The sequence below is a fragment of the Salinisphaera sp. LB1 genome, from assembly GCF_003177035.1.
Taxonomy (GTDB): domain Bacteria; phylum Pseudomonadota; class Gammaproteobacteria; order Nevskiales; family Salinisphaeraceae; genus Salinisphaera.
This window is the reverse complement of record NZ_CP029488.1, coordinates 3,173,021-3,193,923: the sequence shown is the minus strand read 5'-3', so window position 1 is coordinate 3,193,923 and position 20,903 is coordinate 3,173,021. Positions and strand designations below refer to the sequence as shown.

The following is a 20,903-nucleotide window of genomic DNA, read 5'->3' as shown; positions in this document are numbered from 1 at the left end:
TGATCCGCTTCACTACTTGTTGCGGACGCCGGATTTCTTGCCGCGCGGATCGGCCTTGACCGTGCCTTTCTCGATCAGGTGCTCGCCGCCGACCAGACCAGCCTCGACCACCGCCTCCTGCTGCCGCACATGCAGCTTGTGGTAGCCCACCGCGGTAGTTGCCGCGCCCGGGCGCGTGGCATAGAGCAGTTCGTGATGATCTTCCAGCGGCACCTGCAGGCGATGCTTGATCTGATACCAGGCACCCTGGTTCTCGGGTTCTTCCTGACACCAGACGATCTGATCGGCATTCGGATAACGCGCCAGTGCGGCGGCATAATCCTGGGCCGGGAAGGGGTATAGCTGCTCGATGCGCACCAGCGCCACATCATCGAGTTCGCGCTCTGACCGCTCCTGGTACAGGTCGTAGTAGACCTTGCCGCTGCAGAACACCACGCGCTTGACCTTGTCCGCATCGAGATCGGCGGTGTCGTCGATCACGAACTGGAAGTGACCGTCCGCCAGATCCTCCAGTGTCGACGTCGACAGGCGATGACGCAGCAGGCTCTTGGGTGTGAGTACGACCAGCGGCATGCGCAGATTGCGCACCATCTGCTGACGCAGGAGATGGAACCACTGCGCCGGCGTCGAGGGCACGCAGACGATCATGTGGCGCTCGGCGCACAACTGCAGGAAACGCTCCAGACGGGCCGATGAATGCTCCGGGCCCTGACCCTCGTAACCATGCGGCAGGAACATCGTCAGCCCGCACATCCGGCCCCACTTGGCCCGGCCGCTGGCAATGAACTGGTCGATGATCACCTGGGCACCATTGACGAAGTCGCCGAACTGGGCTTCCCAGATTGTCAATGTATCCGGATCGGCCGAGGCATAGCCGTATTCGAAGCCGAGCACACCGGCCTCCGACAACAGCGTGTCGTGAACCTCGAAGGTGGTGCCGTCGCGCGAGCATTCGTTCAACGGCAGGATCGCCTCGCCGTCCTTCTGGTTGTAGATCTTGGCGTGGCGATGGAAGAACGTGCCGCGACCGGAGTCCTGCCCGGAAAGCCGCACGTTGAAGCCATCGTCGAGCAGGCTCGCATAAGCCATGTGCTCGGCGAACCCCCAGTCGATCCGGGACGCACCGGCGGCCATTTTCCGCCGATCGTCGACGATGCGCTGCACGCGTTTGTGCAAGTCGAAACCGTCGGGCAGGCTGTCGTACATGGCCGAAGACAGACGCCGCAATGTCTCCACCGGCACCGACGTGTTGACAATGTTCGACCATTTATCGAGCCGGTACTTGTCCCAGTCCACGGTGTGTTCGTTGCCCACCATGCCGAGCGTGGTCCGACTGATGTTCTTGCCCGCGTCGAGCCCGTCGCGATAGGCGTCGAACAGTTCCTGGGCGCCGTCACTGCCGATCAGGCCGATGTCCTGCAGATGCTTGGCATACAGCACGCGAGTCGTCTGCATGCTCTTGACCTTCTGATACATCAGCGGCTGGGTGACCGCGGGCTCATCCGCCTCGTTATGCCCCTGCCGGCGATAGCAGATCATGTCGACGATCACGTCCTTGCCGAAGGTCTCGCGATAATCCATGGCCAGGCGCATGACGAACACCACCGCCTCCGGGTCGTCACCGTTGACGTGGAACACCGGCGCTTCGAGCATCTTGGCGATGTCGGTGCAGTAGTTCGACGTACGCGACATCTCGCCCTGCTTGCCGGTGATCGGATCCTGCATCGTGAAACCGAGCTGGTTGTTCACGATCAGATGCACCGTGCCTCCGGTCGAGTAACCTTCGGCCTGGGACAACTGCAGCGTCTCCATGACGATGCCCTGCCCGGCGAACGAGGCATCGCCGTGAATCAGCACCGGCAGCACGGTCTCGCCAGCGCTGTCGTGGCGCCGCACCTGACGCGCTTTCACCGACCCCTGGGCGACCGGATTGACCGCCTCGAGATGGGACGGGTTGAACGCGAGCACCAGATGCACGCGTTCGTCCTCGATTTCGATATCGGTGGAGAAACCGAGGTGGTATTTGACGTCGCCCGACATGTCGAGCTCTTCGACGTCATACTTGCCCTCGAACTCGGCGAACAGCTCGCTCGGCGCCTTGCCGAGAATATTGACCAACACGTTGAGCCGACCGCGGTGCGCCATGCCGATCACGACTTCGTCGACGTGATGGCGAGCGGCGGAACGGACCAACTCGTCGAGCGCCGGAATCATGCTGTCCGCGCCTTCGAGCGAGAAACGCTTCTGGCCGACGTACTTGGTATGCAGATACCGTTCAATGCCCTCAGCCGCCGTCAGCTGGCGCAGGATCTCGAGCTTTTCATCGTCCTTGAGTCCAGGGTGCTCAACGCCGGCTTCCAGGCGCCGCTGGATCCAGCGCTTCTGCTCGGTATCGGTAATATACATGTACTCGGTGCCGATCGTGCCCGTGTACACCTGCTTGCAGACATCGATGATGTCCCGCAGCTTCATCTCGTCATCGTGGGCGTACAGCGAACCGGTGTTGAACACCTTGTCCATATCCGCCTCGCCGAGCCCGTGGTAAGCCGGGTCGAGATCCGGCAGCGCCGGCGGCTGGTACAGTCCCAGCGGGTCGAGATCGGCCACCCGATGTCCCCGGCTGCGATAATGGTTGATCAACTGCAACACGCCCGCCTGCTTCTGAGCCGCGCGCGAGGAAAGCCCCGGTTTTGCCGAAGCGCCCTGCCCCGCCGACGCCTGTACATCGACGAACGAATCGCGGATCGGGCCGTGGGCGATATCGCTGCCACGGCCATCGCCGTTGAGGCTCTTGAAATACTCGCGCCAACTCGGCTCGACTGATTCCGGATCGCGGAGATATTGCTCGTAATAGGCTTCGACGTAGGAAGAGTTGCCGCCGAACAACGGGGAGGTACTGATGAACTCGTCGTTCAAGTCACTTTTCATAGAAACTGGTCTGTGGCCGTGTCAAGGTGCCGGATACACCCTGGTGTCGTTGGCCGGCGCTCCGCTGCCATCATCCGGTCCGCGCCGGGCGCTCATGATAACAAATTGCCAGGGCCCGGGCCGGCGCGAACGCCGGCATTCCGGGCCGCCTGCTAGCTGGCCTGCTTCGCTTCTGAATCGTCGTCCCAGCTCGCGGTGAGCCGCTTGAGATAATCCCGGAACTCATCACCGATTTCGGCGTGTTTAAGGCCCATTTCAACATTGGCTTTCAGATAGCCGAATTTGCTGCCGCAGTCATAACGTGTGCCTTCGAACTCATAGGCCAGCACGGTCTGTTCGCCCATCAGGGCTTCGATCGCGTCGGTCAGCTGAATCTCGCCGCCGGCACCCGGCTTGGTCTTGTCGATCAGCCGGAAGATACGCGGCGTGAGGATATAACGGCCGACCACGGCAAGATTTGAGGGCGCTTCCTCGGTGGCTGGTTTCTCGACGATGCCGCGAATCTCGGACAGGCCGGGCCCGATCGGCTCCGCCTGCACGATGCCGTACTTGTGGGTTTCCTCCCAAGGCACCCGCTGTACCGCCAGTACGCTGGTCCCGTACTCCTGATACACGCGGTGCATCTGCGCCATACAGGGCTGGAACGAGCCGGCGATCAGATCGTCGGCCAGAATCACGGCAAAGTCCTGATCGCCAACCGCCGGCAGAGAGCAGCGAATCGCATCGCCCAGGCCAAGCTGCTCGGGCTGGCGAATGTACACACAGCTGATGCCCGGCGGCAGCACGTCGTGCACAGCGGCCAGCAACTCTTCCTTGCCCTTGGCCTCCAACGCGGCTTCGAGTTCGTAGTCGCGGTCGAAGTGATCCATGATCGAATTCTTGGCATGGCTGGTGATGAACACCATCTCTTCGGCGCCGGCCGCAATCGCTTCCTTCACCGCATATTGCACGAGCGGCTTGTCCACCACCGGCAGCATCTCCTTCGCACTGGCCTTGGTTGCCGGCAAAAAACGGGTGCCGAGTCCGGCTACCGGAAATACCGCTTTACGAATTCGCATAACAGTTCCTTTATCTAAACTTGATTCCGTCGTGGTCGCCGCGCGATCTGTCGCAGCCTGCGGCAACCCGCACCGGCCGCGGGCTCACAAATATCGAACCTCGCCCGTGAGGTGCTGAACATCGCCGGAGCGACTGGTTAAAGCAAAATCCACGCCGTTGTCGGCGCCGCCGTACTGGAATACCAAGGTACTCGGTAGAAACACGGGTTTCTTGAAGGCAACCGAAAGTGAATAAGCCTCGGAGCTCAGATGCGGCTGCAGCGCGGCGGCCGCCCGCGCCTTCATCCACATACCCGTCGCGATAGCTCGCGGGAAGCCGAACAGCTTGGCACTCCAGGCGCTGAGATGAATGGGATTGTAGTCGCCGGCCGCCGACGCATAGCGCCGACCGATATCGGCAGGCACCTGCCAGGTGGCTTCCTCCGCGGGCGTAAAATCCGCTGCGGGTGCCTGTCGCTTCTTGCTCGAAGCGCCGCCGGAGCCGCCCTTGCCGCGCGACAGCATCACGCCGGTTTCTTCCCAGATCGCGGCGCCGCTCGCATCGTTGACCCGGGTGACGAGATCGAACTCGATGCCCTTGACCGCCTCGCGATGCCCACCCACCGAGACCACCAGATCCAGCGGCTCGCCGGCCTGAATCGCCCGATGCTGGGTGATGTGGTTGCGCACATGAATCAGCCCGAGCAACTTGAGCGGGAAACGCCTGTGCGTGAGCACCGCCATATGCATGGGAAACGCCAGGACATGGGGGTATGTCACCGGCAAGGTGTCGGCGCGCGGGAAACCGCAGACCCTGCGGTACCGCGCAAGATTCTCCGCCCTGACTTCCAAGTCATTCAATCGGGCAACGATCTCGGGAATCGTTTCGCCCTTGGACAGCCCGGAGCCAAAATTCGCGACCGCCCGAAAATAGGACGGCGCCACTGCCGGCAACTGCTCGAAATCGAGCCTGATCTCTCCTGACATCGGTTTATCGTCTGTGGACGATTGAAGATCGGAGTTTAACGCGTTGGTTGGGCAATACAATGATGAGCTGCGCCCGATCGTTCAGCTTCGATTCGGATATTTCGAACATCGCGCCAACCATTCCCGCACCGCGACGCAAAACAACCGGCATCTATCGCAACGCCCATCGCAACACACCGGCCAGCCGGACGCTCGAACCGGCGGCGAGTGCGCCCTCCCGCGCAAAAAGCACTGGTGCCCGGGGCCGGACTCGAACCGGCACGGAGCCAAGCTCCAAGGGATTTTAAGTCCCATGCGTCTACCTATTTCGCCACCCGGGCTGGCCGCGGATTTTAGCAGGGAAGCTGCCGAAGCGTGCGCCGAATGGTCTGGCAACCCGACCGACGCAGCCCGATATTCGGATATCCAATGACACGCGGGGCGGGCTTGTCCCTCGCCCAACTTGCTGCCGCGATACCCGACAAACCCCGGAGGCAACGAGGCGCCAGCGCCTTACGCCAGACGAAAGTGCTCGATAAAAGCGCGCAAGAGCCCGAGATGGCGTGCCGATTGTGGAAAGTAGAGGAAAAAGCCAGGGCGCGCGGGCGTGAAGGCTTGCAGAACCTGGACCAGATCGCCGCCGTCCAGATCCGCCTGCACGCCTCGCTTGAGCGACCAGCCGATCCCCAGACCCTGGCGTGCGGCGTCGACCACGGTTCGCAGGTCATTGAGTATCAGTCCCCCACCCGGGTTGACCGTGATCGCACCATCGGCTGTCAGGAAACGCCACTCGGCAATACGCCCCGAGCTCGCTCGGCGATAGCGGATACAGGCATGCTGGAGCAGGTCGCGCGGCGCCGCCGGTAGACCATGCCGGTCGAGATAATCCGGAGAAGCGACATAGGCCGCGGGTTCCGACGAGGAAAGCCGCACCGCGACCTGATTGTCCTGCAGATGATCGCCCAGGCGAATACCGGCATGAAACCCTTGCTCGGCGAGATCCGTCAGGGCTTCGTCGACCGTCAGGTCGAGTTCGATACCGGGATAGGCTGATTGAAACGCGCGCATCCGCGGCGCGACGATCAGCTGCCAGGCCCGAAAAGGCAACGTGAGGCAAAGCCGGCCCGATTGCGCATGCCTCGGGTCGCGTACGGCATCGACTGTCCGCTCGATGGCTTGCAGTAGATGGCCGCTGCCTTCGAACAACGCCCGTCCGGCCTCGGTCAATGTGAGCGATCTCGTCGTCCTGTGGAACAACGACGTGCCGAGACGTGTTTCGAACGCCTTCAACTGGTGCGATACCGCTGGCGGGTTGACGCCCAACGATTTCGCCGCGCCGCGTAGCGAGCCCTGCTCCGCGATCGTCACGAAAGTCTGTAATGCAGCAAGATCGGCACGATTCATTGTTCGATTTTTTCGAATTCTTTAGGTCGATCCTAACGACTATACGACACGGTTGGGCTCTGAAAAGCTGACCACGCCCTTTTTATCCTGTCAGTTATGTGGAAATCCGGAGCAGCGTGTTCGGCAACCCGCGTCGGCGTCGCGACCATCATCACGACCGTTTTTGGTATGGCGTTGGCCGACGCGCTGATCAAACAGTCGAGTACCGCCATGACGCTGTGGCAGATCTATGTGCTGCGATCCGCGCTGGTGCTACCGATTCTTCTGGTAATGGCGCGCGGACGCATGAACACGGGCCGTTATGGCTGGATCGCGCTGCGCAGTCTGGCGCTCGTCTTGATGTATCTCGGCATCTACGCGGCCATTCCATGGCTCGAGCTATCGGTGGTAGCGGCGGCGTTGTATACATCGCCCCTGTTCATCGCCGGGCTGTCTGCCATCGTTCTGCGGGAGCCCATCACGTCGCGGCATTGGCTCGGCATACTGATCGGTTTTGCCGGCGTGTTGCTGATCGTCCGGCCGGCGGCATCGGGCTTCAAACCACTTGCCCTGGTTCCGGTGGGCGCCGCTTTTCTATATGCGGTGGCCGCGGTGATCACCCGTGCCAAGTGCAGCGACATGCCGACGCGGGCTCTGGCCGTCTGGCTCAATCTTAGCCTTCTTGTGACCGGACTGGCGGCGAGCCTTTACCTAAGTCGAACGGGCGTCGGCGCCGGCTTCGACTACCCTTTCCTGTTTGGCGCGTGGCGACCCATGAGCGGCCGCGACGGGTGGGTTATCGTCGTGCTTGCATGTCTGATGATCGGCATCAGCCTGGGGCTCGCCAGAGCCTATCAATCCCCGCGGCCACAAGTTATCGCCACGTTCGACTATAGTTTTCTGATCTTCGCGACATTCTGGGGATTCGTGTTTTTTGGCGACATCCCGGACCGGCTGACGCTGCTCGGTATGGGGTTGATCATGCTCGCCGGCGTGATCGTCCTGACGGCTGGCACGCCGGAGCCGACAAGACTGGAAAAAGCGAAAGTTGCGCGGGATCAACCTCTTGTTCCCTGCCGCGTCAAAACCAGGACTCGCCCACAGCGAACCGATACGAGCCCATCAAATCGCTGACGCGGCCCAGGAACGCCGGTGCGGCGCGCCGCGCTCGCGAAACCGCAGCTTCAAGCTGGCCTGCGGCAAACGCTTCGTCCTCGGCACCAATGAAATTGCCAGGATGATCGGCTCAGCCGAGACGATCGCGGACCAGGCCACCGAGGTTCTGCAACGCGGATTGCGCTGCTTGATCCCATGCAACGGCCGCGTTCAACCGCATACAGTTCTCGAATCCGCCGTTTGGCGCGAACAATGCGCCTGGGGCAAAACTGACGCCGCAGCGGAGGCTTTCGGCCAGCAGCGCCCCGGTATCCACCGTGCCCGGGAGTTCGGCCCACACCAGAAAACCGCCCTGCGGCGCACTGATCTTCGTCCCCGCCGGAAAATGTTGCTCGAGCTCAGCGATGAGCCGGGCCACGCATTGCCGATACGCTCGGGCGGCGGCTCGCATGTGCCGGTCGATATGACCGGTCGCCAGATAATGCGCGAGCGTGAGTTGAGCCGGGGTGTTGACCGAGATCGTGCGTAAGTACTGCGCCATGGCGGCCTGCTGCCGGTATCGCCCCGGCATCGCAAGCCACCCGATGCGCAGACCGGCACAGATGGTCTTGGTCGCCGAGCCGCAGTAGTACACCCGTCCTGCCCGATCCCAGGCCTTGAGCGGCGTGGGCCGTCGACCAGTCTCGACCAACTCGCCGTATGTATCGTCTTCCACGATGGGCACCGCATGCCGCTCGGCCAATGCGACAAGGGCCTGCTTGCGTTCATCGGACAACGTGACCCCTAGCGGATTCGATGCCACCGGAGTCACGACACAGGCGCGGACTTCGCGCGTACGAAACGCCTGCTCGAGCGGGTCGAGCGCGAGGCCCTGGCTCGGATCACTCGGAATCGGCAGGGCCCGCAGCTGTTGCTGTTCGAGAACCTCCAGCAAGCCGTAGTAGGTCGGCGCTTCCACCGCGACGACGTCTCCCGGCCGACACAGCATTTTCAGCGCGATCGCCATCGCTTCCTGACAACCATTGGTGATCAACAGATCGTCCGGATCGAGTCGGCACCCCGCCATGGCCAATCGCCTGGCCAGTTCCGTTCTCAATTCAACAGCGCCGGGCGGAAAGGCTTGGTTCATGCAGCGGCGTCGGGCACGGCGCCAGACGGTTCGACTCGCCGCCGCCATCGCCGCACTCGGCATGTAATCCGGGTGCGGCGTGGCCGCGCCAAAACTCACGGTCCGCGGATCGTCCGCGGCGGCGAGAAGCTGCAGTATTCGATGCGCGCCGGCAACGGGCACGGGCGAGGCGCCGTGTTCGGGAACGGAAGGCAACGCCGATCGCCGCGGACCCACCACGAAATAGCCTGACCGCGGCGCCGCTTCGATTACCCCACGGCGCTCGAGCTCGTGGTAGGCACGAACGCTCGTGGACACGCTCACGCCGCGTTGCCGGCTGATATGTCGCACCGAAGGCAAGCGCGCCCCCGGCGGGTACACGCCGGCACAGATCAGCCAGGACAAGTCATCGGCCAGCGTTTCGTACAGATGCATGGTGACCTCGCGTTCGCGTTTGATCACTGTATCGCATACAAACCGAAGATCTGTGTCTGTACCGTGATTGTGGCGTGGGCGACGATCGGGACATTGGCGAACCCACCGGAGCCGCATGGTGCACATGGCGTTATCGATCAACCCGTCACGCGAGCCGATCATCCGCGTATGGGCGCGATCCATGCTGACGGCCCGACAACGGCGTGGCGTGCCTACCGGTCCGTCAGCAACATGAACCTCGTGGCATGGCGTACCCTCAGCTATTGTCTTTTGGCGGCGGCGTTTTTCATCGGCTTTTTCAACCGATTCGCACCCGCGAGTTTCGCGCTACCGATCGGCCGGAGCTTCGGCCTCGGGCCTGCCGAGATCGGCGGCCTGGGGGCGGCCCATTTCTGGGTCTATACGCTGATGCAAATTCCGGCGGGGCTCATCGTGGACCGCATGGGTATTCGCGTACCGGCCGCGGCCGGCACGATGTTGACCGGCGCCGGGGCGCTCACGCTGGGCCTTGCGCCGAGTTACCCGATCGCGCTTGCCGGCCCCGGTCTCGTCGGATTCGGCATGTCGCTGGTTTTCGTCGCCATGATGAAAAACAACGCCATCTGGTTCGACCAGCGGCGATTCGGCCAAATCACCGGTTGTACGTTGCTTGTCGCCGCACTCGGTTCGATTACGGCCGAAGCGCCCGCACATCTGCTGCTGAAAACACTCGACTGGCGCCCGATCTTCATCGGTCTCGGGGCCCTCACGCTGGCCGTCGGCGTACTGATCAGCCGACTGTGGCGTTCCCCGCCTGGCGCGCAAGACATTCACGGCGCCACGCAGGCACCGCCCGGTGGCGACGATCTGGCGCGCATGACGGCCTGGCACGACGCCGTGCGCTCGCCGCAGCTCTGGCTGATATTGCTCGCGATCTCGGGAACCAACGGCACGTTCTATGCATTCGCCGGGCTCTGGGGAACGCGCCTGCTCGGCGACGGCTTTGGCATGTCCGGCGATGCCGCCTCCTGGGTCCTCACCGCGGCCCTTGTGCCTTACGGTCTGGGCTCGCTACTCGTAGGGCACTTTTCCGACGGGCTGCAGACACGCAAGGCATTCGTGTTATCGGCATCGCTACTCGGTTCACTGGCCTGGGCCGGATTGCTGTTCGCGCCGTGGTCCAGCGCGGCCCTCGGTCTTGCCTGTTTCCTGGCCCTGGGACTGTCGAGTGCGCAGGTCGTGGTGTCTTTCGCCGCCGTCAAGGAGAGCGTGCCCGAGCACGTCGTGGGGGTCTCGCTCGCCCTGGTGAACATGGGCGTCTTCCTGACCACCGCGGTCATCGAGATGGGCTATGGCTGGGCGCTGTCCTGGTCGGCCGGCAGCGCGGTCGCGCCGGCAGACCTTCGCGCCGCACTGTGGCTACCCGCCCTGGTGAGCCTTGCCGGCTTCGTCGCGACATTCTGGATTCGAGAGACTTTTCCACGCGCCAAGCGCCGTGCACCCGCCCGCATCCCGGGTGCAGCGCCCGAGCGCCCGGACGGTCGACGCTGACTCCGAAGCGCGGGCGCCTGTGTGAATCCATTGCCTTGCCAGGTCGGACCGCGTCACCTTGTCCCAATCCAATACGTTGAAACACTGAACGACAGGATCAACAAGGTGCTCGATACCGACATAGCCATCATCGGCGGCGGGACGATGGGGCTTGCAACGGCCACGGCCCTGGCGAATCGCACGACGCGACGGGTTCGCGTATTCGACGCGGCTCGCCCGCCGCACACCGAAGCAAGCCATCACGGGCATTCCAGACTTGTACGGGTCGCCTATGGCGAGGGGCGCGCCTACGTGCCACTCGCCCAGGAGGCACTTTGTGGCTGGCAGCGACTCAATCAAGCGGCGGACGCGCCGGTATTCATTCCCACCGGCATACTCAATATCGGCGCACACGACTCGCCCTTTCTGGCCGAGGTTGAAACCAGCGCGCGATCCTTCGATCTCCGCACCGAGTCGTTGAATCACGCGGACATCACGCAGCGCTGGCCCGGCTGGTCCCTGAATACCTCGTTTCGCGGCTGTTTCGAGCCGCAGGGCGGCGTCGTATTAACCGAACGATTGTTCCAGTACTGGCGTTCGGTGATCGCCAATTCGGCAAACATTACGGCCATCGACAACACACCGATCACGTCGATTTCGAGGCGCCACGAGCGTTTTGTTCTGCGGTCACTCGCGGGCGATCAGTGGCAAGCAGGGCAAATTCTCGTCGCGGCCGGTCGCGCCAACCGCGCCCTATTGCGACCGTTGGGCATCGAGCTTCCCATCCAGCGCGTTCGCAAGGTCTTTGGCTGGTTTGATCATACGCCCGAATACGACGCCGCCCGCTGGCCGGGCTTCAACTACTGCGGGCCTGCCGGCGATTACTATGGTTTTCCGGCGATCGACGGGCACGGCGTGAAGATCGGACGGCATGACGGGGGGCAACACATCGAAGACGAGACAACGCCAGGCGATTTCGGCAGTCACCCATCCGACCTCACCGATCTTCGTCGCTTGATAGATCGACATATGCCAGGCGTCGGCGAATTACAGCGGGGCGCGGTGTGCGAATACCTGCGAACGCCGGACGAACATTTCATCATCGACGAGCCGATCGACGGCTTGTTCATCGCCGCCGGTTTTTCAGGGCACGGATTTAAATTCGCACCCGCCATCGGTGATCGACTGCGTGACTGGATGTGCAGCCACGCGCCGCCGGCATCGTTTCAGCCCTTCAATCTCGGGCGATTCTGATCGCGACGCCTCGTCGACTCGCTCATTGGCGACCGCCTTGGCTGTACGCACGATGTCGAAGGCTGCGACACTTGCGATGATGAGCGAGCTCAGTGTCCCGAGCGATGCGGCTTACTACGGCCCACAGCTCAAGCGCACCGCGGGCAGCTTTTGGCGCGCCGCTCCACGGGCGTGGGCACGCTCGGCGATCATCGCCCGCATCAACAAGCCCGATCCCGATGCTCTGCATCAAGCGTTTCCTGTTGCAGGCCAACAAGCTGCAGCCTCATTTCCGTTCGCATCGGCTGCCAATTCACAAAGGATCGCGCCGATACTCGCTCGGCGTCACCCCGGTATGAGACTTGAAACAACGACTGAACCCGCCGTTGCCAGACCATCCCGTCGTCAGTGCGATGTCCGTGACCGGGCGTTCCGTTTCCCGAAGCAGTCGGCATGCCTCGTCGATACGTCGGCGTTGTACAAACTTGCGCGGCGTTTCGCCGTACGTCGCCTTGAACAATCGACAGAAATGATACTTGCTGAGCCAGATCTCGCGGCACAGATCGTCGATCGTGAGCGGTTGATTCAGGTGGCGATCAATGAAGGCTTCGAGTCTGGCCTTTCGACTATCCGTGAGACGACTGCCGGCCGGCAGGCTGTCGATACCTGCGGAATCGGCGTAAGCCTTGATCACACGGTAGGCGAAGGTATTGATCAGGGCACGACTGTATCGACTCGAGCGCGCCCGATCGCCGATCTGTTGCAGTTCATCCCGCAGCTCGAATGCAACCTCGGTGAGCAGCGCATCTTCAATATTCATGCGGTGTTCGAGCCGAACGCAATGAACGGCCCTATCCAAATGCAGTGATGCCGCCTGCTCGAGCAGATGCGGTGACAGATGGAAGCGGCACACCAGCCCCGGTGACTCGGACTGGCGCCAGCGCCACATGATCCGGTTCTCGAACGCGGGCGCGATGAACCACTGGTAACGTCGCTTGGCATAGGGCTGCCATGCTCGGTCGTTATAGCGATATTCGCCCTTTTCCTCGTCCGAGCAATAAAGTACGAACTGATGCGCCGCTGTGGGCTGCCGTAGGCATTCCGATGTCTTGTGACGCTGGGTGTGCCACGCGACATGAGCGCCTTCGATATCGAGCTTTTCGCTCGACACGGTGACCTGACCGTCAACCGATGCCTGGTATTCGCGGGGGCCGACAACAGGCGGCATATTTTCCGACATCCATTCCCTCCGAACAGAGTCGTTATCCGGCCAATTTGCCATGCCCGGCCTCGACGGCCAAGCAGCACTAGACCCCGCAGCAGCGTTTTGCGTGCTGACTCCGCCGAAGTTTCACAGCGATCAGCGCAGCCGTCATGCACAGGACACTTGCCAGGACGAGTATCGCCCCGAAGCCCGCCCATTGGTAAAGCGAGCCGAACACGAGGGCCGCAATCATGGCGCCGCCATAGGCGGCCACGCTGTATAACCCCAGCAAGCGAATTCCGTGTTCCGAACTGAGATGCGTCAGCACTGTCACGAGGCAGTTCAGCCCGAGCTGGTTAAAAACGCCCCAGACGATCGCCCACAAGACCAGCGTCGCAAGGCAACCCGCGGCGGCCACCCCGGCAAGATAGACCGCGCAGAGGATAAGCAAAAGCGGGCCTGCCAGCGTGCGGGGTGAGTATCGGTCGATCACGGCCCCCACCACGCTGGCGAGGCCAAACCCGAGGCCATAGCCAAGCACGACGAAGCCGGCCCCAATGGTGGACTGGTTCAACACCCGCTGCGTGTAGTCGCCCAGAAATGTATAGACCCCGTAGAACGCACACATGTACAAAAACGACACCAGCAACGTCGAGGGCGCCCACGCAACGCGCAGGGCTTGTGTGATACTCGATCGCCTCGGATTGTCATTTGACCGCTCCGCCGGCAATGTCGCCACGCCCGCAACCGAGATGAGCGCGAGCAGCGTGATAACGAGGTATGCGTACCGCCAGCTGACGTAGTGCGCGATCATTGCCGAGGTCGGGACCGCCAGAACCAGCGAAATCGACCATCCGGCGATCACCCAGCCCATGACCCGCGACTCGCCCCCCTCCGGCGCGATCACCGAAGTCGCGCCGTACGCGGCGGGCAGTATGACACCGGCGCCGAGGCCGGCCAGCGCCTGCCCGGCGACGAGAAAGCCGAGCGAGCCCGCGAGACCGGTTACAGCCACCCCGCCCGCCAACAGCGCACCACCCACGAACAGCGTGAAACGATAACCGCGCGGCTGCAGGAGCCCGGTCAGAAACAAGCCGGAAAGAGCCGTCGCCCCACCATAGGCCGACACCGCCCAGGCGGTCATCGGTGCATTCGAGTGGATACTGTCACCGACCGTCTTGAGGATCGGGCTCAGCAGAAATGCGTTGGCGCCGATGACGGTGACGGCGAGCAGCAACACCGTGGTGTTCTTGAACAGTCCGCCGGTCGGAACGTTATGAGCGACATCGCGCATGGATTTCCTGTTGAGTGATGCGTGTGGCGTTGCATCACAGTATTCCGGCCGGAAACCCTGTCGGCACGCCCCTAATTGCTGATCTGTTGCGCCGGCTTGCTGTCCTTCCTGGATCTTGTCCATGAGCTGCGCGCGGATCCTGTAGCACAGAGTCACCCCATGATTTCGGCGCTTTGTCGCGTCATGCGGCGTTCCGGCGCTAGACCAAAGCCTGACTGTCGCCAGTCGACACGATTTCGCTACGTCGCGGCGCGCGGGAAAAGATCACCGACACGTTTCAGACCGTATTGCGCTTGGCGTCCATGTCCTTTGGATAGGCTCTTTGCAGTATGCGGCTCGAACGAGCCGCCCAATTTCCCGTACCAGAGACCACTCAGCGAACACCGAGTGCTGGCATTTATCAGTCGTTGGACAGAACCCGGATCAGGCTGGCGAGCAAACTGTCCAGCTCCACCTTTTGCTCGCTGGAGAGATGAGCGATCAATTCCCGTTGTCTCTCCACGTGCTCGGTTAGCATCGCGTCAACTCTGGTCAAGCCTTCGGCTGTCAGCTCAACCTGGACACTTCTTCGATCTGTCGGACTACGGCGGCGGCGGACCAGACCCGCTTTCTCGAGCCGGTCCACGCGATTGGTCACCCCACCTGACGAAATCATCATCATCCGATATAGCGCGGTTGGCGATAGGGCATAAGGCTCGCCGGATCGCCTGAGCGTGGCCAGTACATCGAATTCACCGCGTTGCAGGTTGTACTTCTTGTAAAGCGGCGATAGGTGCGTCTTATCCAGCAATTCCGCAGCCTCTAACAGACGCCCGAACAGCATCATCGGGAAAGCATCCAGGTCTGGGCGTTCTTTCTTCCACTGAGAAAACGCGAGGTCAGCTCGTGCCATTTGGTCGGTATTTTGTCTTGACATTAAGATTCTTTGTGACGAGAGTTGTCCGGTATATTAAATCGGAGAGACGCTATGGCCGACGCCACGATTCGACGTCACCATTACACCCTGTTCGCGGCGGCCGTTCTTGTTGTTGGATTGAATCTGCGGCCTATCATGGCAGCCATAGGCCCGATCCTCGGACCGATACAGTCCGATACCAGCGTGAGCGATGCCGTTGCCGGGCTACTGACCACCCTGCCCGTGCTCGCGATGGGGATATTTGCACTGTTCGGCGGTCTGCTCCAACGGATGCTCGGGGTTGAAAAAACCGTCCTATACGGACTGATCGCCGTTGGGATCGCGTCGCTGACACGTGTGGTGTTCTATGACGAGCCGGGACTGATCGCGACTGCCGCTCTGGGCGGTGTCGGCATCGCCGTTATACAGGCTGTGCTGCCCGGCCTGATAAAACGCGACCACGCAGACAGGGCAGGCCAGCTGATGGCCTTGTACACCACTGGCATCATGGCGGGCGCGATGATTTCTTCGTCGGCGTCGGCTCCGCTATCGCGTGCCATAGGATGGCCTGAATCCTTGTCCATATGGTCCATTTTCGCCGTAATCGCATTTGTCATCTGGTCTGCGGCCACAACCGGCCGGAAAAGAATCGAGGGTAGCAGCGGCCACGCACTACCCTTGGGCTCGGCCCGCGCCTGGTACCTTCTCGTATTTTTCGGGATCGGCACATCTGCTTATACACTCGTTCTGGCCTGGCTGCCCCCGTTTTACGTTCAACGCGGATGGTCCGGGACCAGTAGCGGGCTGTTGCTCGGCGGCCTGACACTGACTCAGGTGATCGCGGCCGTCGGGCTGTCATCGGTCGTCGACCGATTCACAGACCGTCGCCCGATACTGCTATTGATCCTGGTACTAATCGGCTGTGGCTTGCTCTGCCTGCTTATCGCGCCAAAGCCGTTAGCCATCCCGGCGCTTTTGTTGCTGGGCATCGGCATCGGCGGACTGTTTCCGATGTCATTGATCGTCACAGCGGACCACCTGCAGGAAGCCGGTCAGGCCGGGGCGTTGATGGGGTTCGTGCAAGGTGGCGGCTATATTGTCGCCAGCATCATGCCGTTCGTGAGCGGAATATTGCGGGAGCAGTTGCATGACTTGACAATGGCCTGGCTCGTCATGCTCGCCGGGATCGCCGTTCAGATATTGATGGTGCCGCGTCTGTCGCCACAGTATTCCTTGTCTAAGACGGACTGGCGCCTTTGCAAAAACAGCCTCTGACGTACCGTGGCTTATGTGGGTTCGGCTCGGCATTTCAACGCCATTGGAACGGCTCCCGGGAATTCCATAACTCAACGAGCCGATATCCGCCCGGTGCGGGCAATCTCACCGGTCGATTAGCATCTCGCAAAATTTACGGGAGCGACCACTTTGCGCTCGATGGAATCGCATTCGGTTCAACATGAATGCAGGACGCAAAACCTGGTCGCTCTGCCGGCGGCGCGCGCCCAACCCGCCAGCCGCTCGGCCCGAGCGACGACCATATCCCCTACCCGGCACCGCGCTGTCGTAGTTCACCGAAAGAATCCGTCTTGTTCGGTGAGGCATCGCTCGCCCGCGCGCGATAGGCTTCGGCAAGCCGGGACTGATCGGCTGCGGCTTGCTCTTCCCGGTTATCGCGCCAAAGCCGTTAGCCATCCTTGCGCTTTTGTCGCCGGGTATCGGCAGACTGTTCCCGACGTTATTGATCGTTACAGCCGACCACCCGGTGAGCGGTATCAGCGGATACAGCGAATGGCCGGAACGGCGCATGGGGCGTAAAACGCCGATACAAGGCGATGAATTTGCGTCCCGGGACACGAGCTGCCTGGCCGGGGCCTGATCTCACACCGGCGCGCCGGCCTGCATCAGCGGTTGTCCCATGCGAACGACTTGACCGCAGTAGATGGTCTCGTGCAGACGGCAGTGTTCCGGGGCGAGCACGATGATCGTCGAGCCGTGTTGAAAATGGCCGAGCTGATCTCCCTTGGCGACGGACGCCTCGCACGCGATCGTGGCCGGCCCGATGTCACGAGCATTTAACCCCGAATCTATAAAGTCCAGCCGTATGCTGCCTACAAGCACCGCGCCGACGGCGACCAGTGTCACGGTCGTATTCAGCGATTCCAGCTGAAGCGGCATGACCACACGTTCGTTCCGGCAATACAGAAGGGGCACGCGCTCGAATGTCGGGGGGTTGACGTTCCAGAGATCGCCGGCGATGTGTCGGACCTGCCGGATGCTGCAGTTATACGGGGCATGAAAGCGATGATACATGGCGGCCGTCAGGCGCAAGGTGGCGTAGCGACCATTGCGGTACAGCCCGCTCCAGGATTCGTTGTCGAGCAGCTCGTGGAGGTCGTAATCAATACCTTTGGCCTGAAACAACATGTTGTCCCTGATCGGCCCGCACGCCACCACGACCCCGTCACAGGGGCTGGTGATGACTGACGCCCGCGTATCGACCGGTCTTGCGCCATCCCGAAGTTCGCGCGTGAAGCAATCGTGCAGGCTGGCGAAAGACGTTTTCCTGGCCTCGGACAGGTCCAGCTCACGACTGAACAGACGCCAGGCGGCGATCGACAACCGGGCGACCAGCGGGTGCTCGATGCGGCTGAACCCACCGAATGCCCGACTCAGCAGTCGGCGCGGAATCAGGCGGTTGGTGATCCAGAAATTTAGCGCCGCTCGGGCCCGCGAAGTATTCAGCATGGGGCGCTCTCCACTAGAGATCGCGGGCCAGCCCGCACTGCCCGCCCATCGGAGTTGATATGTCGTCGACTATGCTTGTCATAGGCATCGTTATCGCAATCGCGGCCCTGGTCGCTGCCGCCCGGGCCGGGTACTCGCGGCTGTTGCTGTCCCGGGCCAAGCATCCATCGCTTGTCGGTCACGGGCGAATCGCCCGTCGTTTCGCACGCCGGGTGCCAGGCTATGCCTACACGGGTGAGGCGTTCTATCGGAGCGACGACGCCCCGGCGGACGTGGGCCGGCAGCGCCGCCAGGCGTTCGAGGCACTCGCCCGCCGCCTGCGTGAGCGCAGTCCGGAGTCGATCGCCGCCGGCGAACGCGTCGCCGGGATGGTCTCGGACATGCAGTTCGTGCGTCGCTACCGGGTGCCTTTCCAGTATGCCGGCCACGTGCGGGAACACCTCAGCGTCGGCGCGTTCGTCAGCGCCTCCGCGGGCGTCACCCTGACTGATCTCGATGGCAACGAGTCCCTGGATCTGACCGGCGCGTATGGTGTCAACGTCCTCGGCTACGACTTTTACAAGGCCTGCATTGCGGCCGGGGCCGAGCGGGTCAACGATCTGGGGCCGGTGCTCGGCCCCTATCACCCGGTTGTCGAGGACAACGTCCGGCGTCTCACGGAGATTTCCGGGCTGGATGAAGTCTCGTTCCACATGTCGGGCACCGAAGCCGTCATGCAGGCGGTACGGCTGGCGCTTTACCACACCGGGCGCAGCCACGTGGTTCGCTTCTGCGGCGCCTATCATGGCTGGTGGGATGGCGTTCAGCCCGGCATCGGCAACCCGCACAAGACCGGCGACGTCTACACCCTCCGGGACATGGACGAGCGAACGCTGCGGGTACTCCGCCAGCGGCGCGACATTGCCTGTGTACTGGTCAACCCGCTGCAGGTGCTGCATCCGAACGCCAACGCCCCGGGCGACGGTTCGTTGATTAACAGCGCGCGGTCTGCAAATTCCGACGTGGCCGCTTACGGACAATGGCTGCGCGAGCTGCGCCGGGTTTGCACCGAACGCGGTATCGTCTTGATTCTCGACGAGGTCTTCGTAGGCTTCCGTATCGCCTATCGCGGTGCGCAGGAATATTTTGGTGTTCAAGCCGACCTCGTTACCTATGGCAAGACGCTTGGCGGCGGGCTGCCGGTGGGCGTGGTGTGCGGCCGTGCCCACCTGATGAAGCGGTTCCGCGATGACCGGCCGGTCGATATCTGCTTTGCCCGCGGCACTTTCAATTCCCACCCCTATGTCATGGCGACGATGAACGAATTTCTCCGGCGCAGTGCGGGCACGGAGATACAGGCGATCTACGCCAATGCAGACGAAATTTGGCAACGCCGCGCTCGCCTGTTCAACCAGCGTCTCGAGGCCGAGCACCTGCCGCTTCGCGTGGCCCATTTCTCGTCCATTTTCACCGTCCTGTACAGGCAGCCTTCGCGCTACAACTGGATGCTGCAGTTCTACTTGATCGCCGAGGGGCTGACCCTGCCATGGATCGGCACCGGGCGGTTCATCTTCAGTCTGAACTACACGGAAGACGAGTTCACGACCGTCGTGGATCGCTTTGTGTCCGCGGCCCGGCGAATGAGCGAAGGCGGCTGGTGGTGGCATGAGCCATCCCTTACCAATCAACGGATCCAGCGCCGCATCCTGCGGGAAATGCTTCAAGTGAAGCTGGGCTCCGTTAGTGGCGCCCGAATCAAGAGACAACAGCAGATATGACAACAGCCCTCGTTTTCCTGCTCTGTGCCGTCCTGTTGAGCGCCGAGCGCGTCACGTATTTCCTGGTCTGGCGTTATCCGCACAGGTTCCAGCACATCTGCCGCCATCGATTGCCCGCTGCCCTGGGCGCGCCAATTGATGTCGTCCAGGTCTTGTTTCGGGGCTTCAAAGTGCTGCAGATCGGCGTCTTTGTGTTCTGGTGCGCCTGGTTCGCCGATGGCCTCCCAATCCCCACGGCCACCCTTGCCCCGTGGCTCATCGGCGCTGCCATGATCGCCGCGGGGATGGTGCTGAACTTCAGCGTCTTCGCCGTGCTCGGCAAGACGGGCGTGTTCTACGGCAACAAGCTGGGCCACGACGTGCCCTGGCGGGAAGATTTCCCATTCTCGCTGGTTCCCCATCCACAGTACGTCGGTGCCGTTCTGGCCATCTGGGGCGTCTTTCTGATCATGCGATTCCCCCACCCCGACTGGTTTGTGCTGCCGCTGCTGGAAACGCTTTACTACGTACTGGGCGCCCACTTCGAGCAATAACGCCTCGGGCAGCGCTCGGGCCTTGTTACCGGGCGATCATGGGATCATAGAGATCGCCACGCAGCACGTAGAGCGGCGCTTTCCAGTAAAGCTTCAGGTCGTGCAGCGGATCGGTGATGATCTTGGTTGCCCAGGCCAATCCGGTCATGATGCTGGCTTGCATGAACAGTTGCACCATGCGGAACAGCACGGCCCCGATACCGATGCATATCCAGGTCACCGCAACGTTATGCATGAATTGATAGATATCGGTATGCGGTGACAGCAGTCCGAACAGGTTTGGCTTGACGATCAATACGATCGGCGAAAGTGCCCAGACACTCAGCAGCACGATCTTGCGCCGCAGGTTGTAACCGACCTTTATTGATTCCTTGTACTCGTGGGTGGCTTCGTTTTCGTCGTCGTAGCCTTTCGGTTCGAAAAAGAAGTGCCCGATCTGCCGGGAAATCATCGCCAGGAACCAGCCCGTTATCGCAGCGGACACAGGGGACCTGAACACCAGGAAGTAGGTCATGAGGAAACAGCAGGCGCTGAACAGATGCAGTGACTGGTTGATCCGGCTGTGATGATAGTAACGGTGATCATCCCATCGCTGTTGTTTTAGCTCAGTGAGGAATTTCGTCATTGATCTTGTTTCCCAATTAAAGATGGAATCTCGAATTACCCTCTGCAGAGCAAAGCGGATCGCGCAAGACGCTCGACGCGTTCGATTACGCCTCGTGTCGGGGCATCGGCAATGGCGTAATGAATCCCGTTGAAA

General features: G+C 61.8%; 16 protein-coding genes and 1 tRNA gene. 6 read left to right on the top strand and 11 right to left on the bottom strand.

Going from position 1 to position 20,903, the window contains the following annotated elements; genetic code table 11:
• Positions 1–12 precede the first annotated feature (12 nt).
• The 5 genes from SALB1_RS14360 to SALB1_RS14340 form a co-directional block, all read right to left on the bottom strand.
• Entirely contained in the window at positions 13–2,928 is a 2,916-nt protein-coding gene (locus SALB1_RS14360; RefSeq protein ID WP_109994474.1) for a 2-oxoglutarate dehydrogenase E1 component, read from the bottom strand.
• 152 nt (positions 2,929–3,080) lie between these two features.
• Positions 3,081–3,986, bottom strand: coding sequence for a UTP--glucose-1-phosphate uridylyltransferase GalU (gene galU / locus SALB1_RS14355; protein WP_109994473.1), 906 nt, complete (start codon positions 3,984–3,986; stop codon positions 3,081–3,083).
• 84 nt (positions 3,987–4,070) lie between these two features.
• Positions 4,071–4,952: a MaoC/PaaZ C-terminal domain-containing protein gene (locus SALB1_RS14350; protein ID WP_109994472.1), complete on the bottom strand. Its 882-nt coding sequence runs from the start codon at positions 4,950–4,952 to the stop codon at positions 4,071–4,073.
• A gap of 232 nt (positions 4,953–5,184) precedes the next feature.
• Positions 5,185–5,272, bottom strand: a tRNA-Leu gene (locus SALB1_RS14345).
• A 172-nt stretch (positions 5,273–5,444) separates the two neighbouring features.
• The gene (locus SALB1_RS14340) at positions 5,445–6,335 is read right to left on the bottom strand and encodes a LysR family transcriptional regulator (protein ID WP_109994471.1); all 891 of its coding nucleotides are present in this window, start codon (positions 6,333–6,335) and stop codon (positions 5,445–5,447) included.
• A 96-nt stretch (positions 6,336–6,431) separates the two neighbouring features.
• Here SALB1_RS14340 and SALB1_RS14335 point away from each other — a divergent pair, with 96 nt between their 5' ends.
• On the top strand, positions 6,432–7,448 hold the full coding sequence (locus SALB1_RS14335; protein WP_109994470.1) for a DMT family transporter: 1,017 nt from the start codon (positions 6,432–6,434) through the stop codon (positions 7,446–7,448).
• A 112-nt stretch (positions 7,449–7,560) separates the two neighbouring features.
• On the opposite strand, the gene SALB1_RS14330 is transcribed toward SALB1_RS14335, so the two are convergent.
• The gene (locus tag SALB1_RS14330) at positions 7,561–8,973 is read right to left on the bottom strand and encodes a PLP-dependent aminotransferase family protein (RefSeq protein ID WP_109995464.1); all 1,413 of its coding nucleotides are present in this window, start codon (positions 8,971–8,973) and stop codon (positions 7,561–7,563) included.
• A 240-nt stretch (positions 8,974–9,213) separates the two neighbouring features.
• Between SALB1_RS14330 and SALB1_RS14325 the strand changes: the two genes are divergently transcribed.
• Positions 9,214–10,503, top strand: a complete 1,290-nt coding sequence (locus SALB1_RS14325; RefSeq protein WP_158590754.1) for an MFS transporter — start codon at positions 9,214–9,216, stop codon at positions 10,501–10,503.
• A 105-nt stretch (positions 10,504–10,608) separates the two neighbouring features.
• Positions 10,609–11,736, top strand: coding sequence for an N-methyl-L-tryptophan oxidase (gene solA, locus SALB1_RS14320; RefSeq protein WP_109994468.1), 1,128 nt, complete (start codon positions 10,609–10,611; stop codon positions 11,734–11,736).
• Positions 11,737–12,028: 292 nt separating this feature from the next.
• On the opposite strand, the gene SALB1_RS19985 is transcribed toward solA, so the two are convergent.
• The 3 genes from SALB1_RS19985 to SALB1_RS14305 form a co-directional block, all read right to left on the bottom strand.
• Positions 12,029–12,535: a helix-turn-helix domain-containing protein gene (locus SALB1_RS19985; RefSeq protein WP_370453259.1), complete on the bottom strand. Its 507-nt coding sequence runs from the start codon at positions 12,533–12,535 to the stop codon at positions 12,029–12,031.
• Positions 12,536–13,022: 487 nt separating this feature from the next.
• Positions 13,023–14,336, bottom strand: a complete 1,314-nt coding sequence (locus tag SALB1_RS14310) for an MFS transporter (protein WP_145961332.1) — start codon at positions 14,334–14,336, stop codon at positions 13,023–13,025.
• A gap of 277 nt (positions 14,337–14,613) precedes the next feature.
• Positions 14,614–15,105, bottom strand: coding sequence for a MarR family winged helix-turn-helix transcriptional regulator (locus tag SALB1_RS14305; protein ID WP_179950671.1), 492 nt, complete (start codon positions 15,103–15,105; stop codon positions 14,614–14,616).
• A gap of 75 nt (positions 15,106–15,180) precedes the next feature.
• Between SALB1_RS14305 and SALB1_RS14300 the strand changes: the two genes are divergently transcribed.
• Positions 15,181–16,383: a CynX/NimT family MFS transporter gene (locus SALB1_RS14300; RefSeq protein ID WP_109994465.1), complete on the top strand. Its 1,203-nt coding sequence runs from the start codon at positions 15,181–15,183 to the stop codon at positions 16,381–16,383.
• A gap of 603 nt (positions 16,384–16,986) precedes the next feature.
• Here the strand turns inward: SALB1_RS14300 and asd are convergent.
• Positions 16,987–17,727 carry an archaetidylserine decarboxylase gene (gene asd / locus SALB1_RS14295; RefSeq protein WP_199678816.1) on the bottom strand — a complete coding sequence of 247 codons (741 nt, stop codon included), beginning with the start codon at positions 17,725–17,727 and terminating at the stop codon, positions 16,987–16,989.
• Positions 17,728–17,912: 185 nt separating this feature from the next.
• On the opposite strand from asd, the gene SALB1_RS14290 reads away from it, so the two are divergent.
• Together SALB1_RS14290 and SALB1_RS14285 are read left to right on the top strand one after the other, a co-directional pair.
• A complete protein-coding gene (locus SALB1_RS14290; RefSeq protein WP_109994463.1) occupies positions 17,913–19,610 on the top strand; it encodes an aminotransferase class III-fold pyridoxal phosphate-dependent enzyme in 1,698 nt (565 codons plus the stop codon).
• The gene (locus SALB1_RS14285) at positions 19,607–20,143 is read left to right on the top strand and encodes a methyltransferase (protein WP_109994462.1); all 537 of its coding nucleotides are present in this window, start codon (positions 19,607–19,609) and stop codon (positions 20,141–20,143) included. The genes SALB1_RS14290 and SALB1_RS14285 overlap by 4 nt, the downstream gene beginning before the upstream one ends.
• Before the next feature lie 25 nt (positions 20,144–20,168).
• On the opposite strand, the gene SALB1_RS14280 is transcribed toward SALB1_RS14285, so the two are convergent.
• Positions 20,169–20,768, bottom strand: coding sequence for a hypothetical protein (locus tag SALB1_RS14280; RefSeq protein WP_109994461.1), 600 nt, complete (start codon positions 20,766–20,768; stop codon positions 20,169–20,171).
• Positions 20,769–20,903: the final 135 nt, after the last annotated feature.

Excerpts from the sequence above, each read along its gene's own strand:
- SALB1_RS14300 (WP_109994465.1), top strand. The coding sequence starts at position 15,181 with ATGGCCGACGCCACGATTCGACGTCACCATTACACCCTGTTCGCGGCG.
- SALB1_RS19985 (WP_370453259.1), bottom strand. The coding sequence starts at position 12,535 with ATGAATATTGAAGATGCGCTGCTCACCGAGGTTGCATTCGAGCTGCGG.
- SALB1_RS14310 (WP_145961332.1), bottom strand. The coding sequence starts at position 14,336 with ATGGACAAGATCCAGGAAGGACAGCAAGCCGGCGCAACAGATCAGCAA.
- galU (WP_109994473.1), bottom strand. The coding sequence starts at position 3,986 with ATGCGAATTCGTAAAGCGGTATTTCCGGTAGCCGGACTCGGCACCCGT.
- SALB1_RS14350 (WP_109994472.1), bottom strand. The coding sequence starts at position 4,952 with ATGTCAGGAGAGATCAGGCTCGATTTCGAGCAGTTGCCGGCAGTGGCG.
- SALB1_RS14330 (WP_109995464.1), bottom strand. The coding sequence starts at position 8,973 with ATGCATCTGTACGAAACGCTGGCCGATGACTTGTCCTGGCTGATCTGT.
- SALB1_RS14280 (WP_109994461.1), bottom strand. The coding sequence starts at position 20,768 with ATGACGAAATTCCTCACTGAGCTAAAACAACAGCGATGGGATGATCAC.
- SALB1_RS14360 (WP_109994474.1), bottom strand. The coding sequence starts at position 2,928 with ATGAAAAGTGACTTGAACGACGAGTTCATCAGTACCTCCCCGTTGTTC.
- SALB1_RS14290 (WP_109994463.1), top strand. The coding sequence starts at position 17,913 with ATGTCGTCGACTATGCTTGTCATAGGCATCGTTATCGCAATCGCGGCC.
- SALB1_RS14340 (WP_109994471.1), bottom strand. The coding sequence starts at position 6,335 with ATGAATCGTGCCGATCTTGCTGCATTACAGACTTTCGTGACGATCGCG.
- SALB1_RS14305 (WP_179950671.1), bottom strand. The coding sequence starts at position 15,105 with ATGGCACGAGCTGACCTCGCGTTTTCTCAGTGGAAGAAAGAACGCCCA.
- SALB1_RS14335 (WP_109994470.1), top strand. The coding sequence starts at position 6,432 with ATGTGGAAATCCGGAGCAGCGTGTTCGGCAACCCGCGTCGGCGTCGCG.
- SALB1_RS14285 (WP_109994462.1), top strand. The coding sequence starts at position 19,607 with ATGACAACAGCCCTCGTTTTCCTGCTCTGTGCCGTCCTGTTGAGCGCC.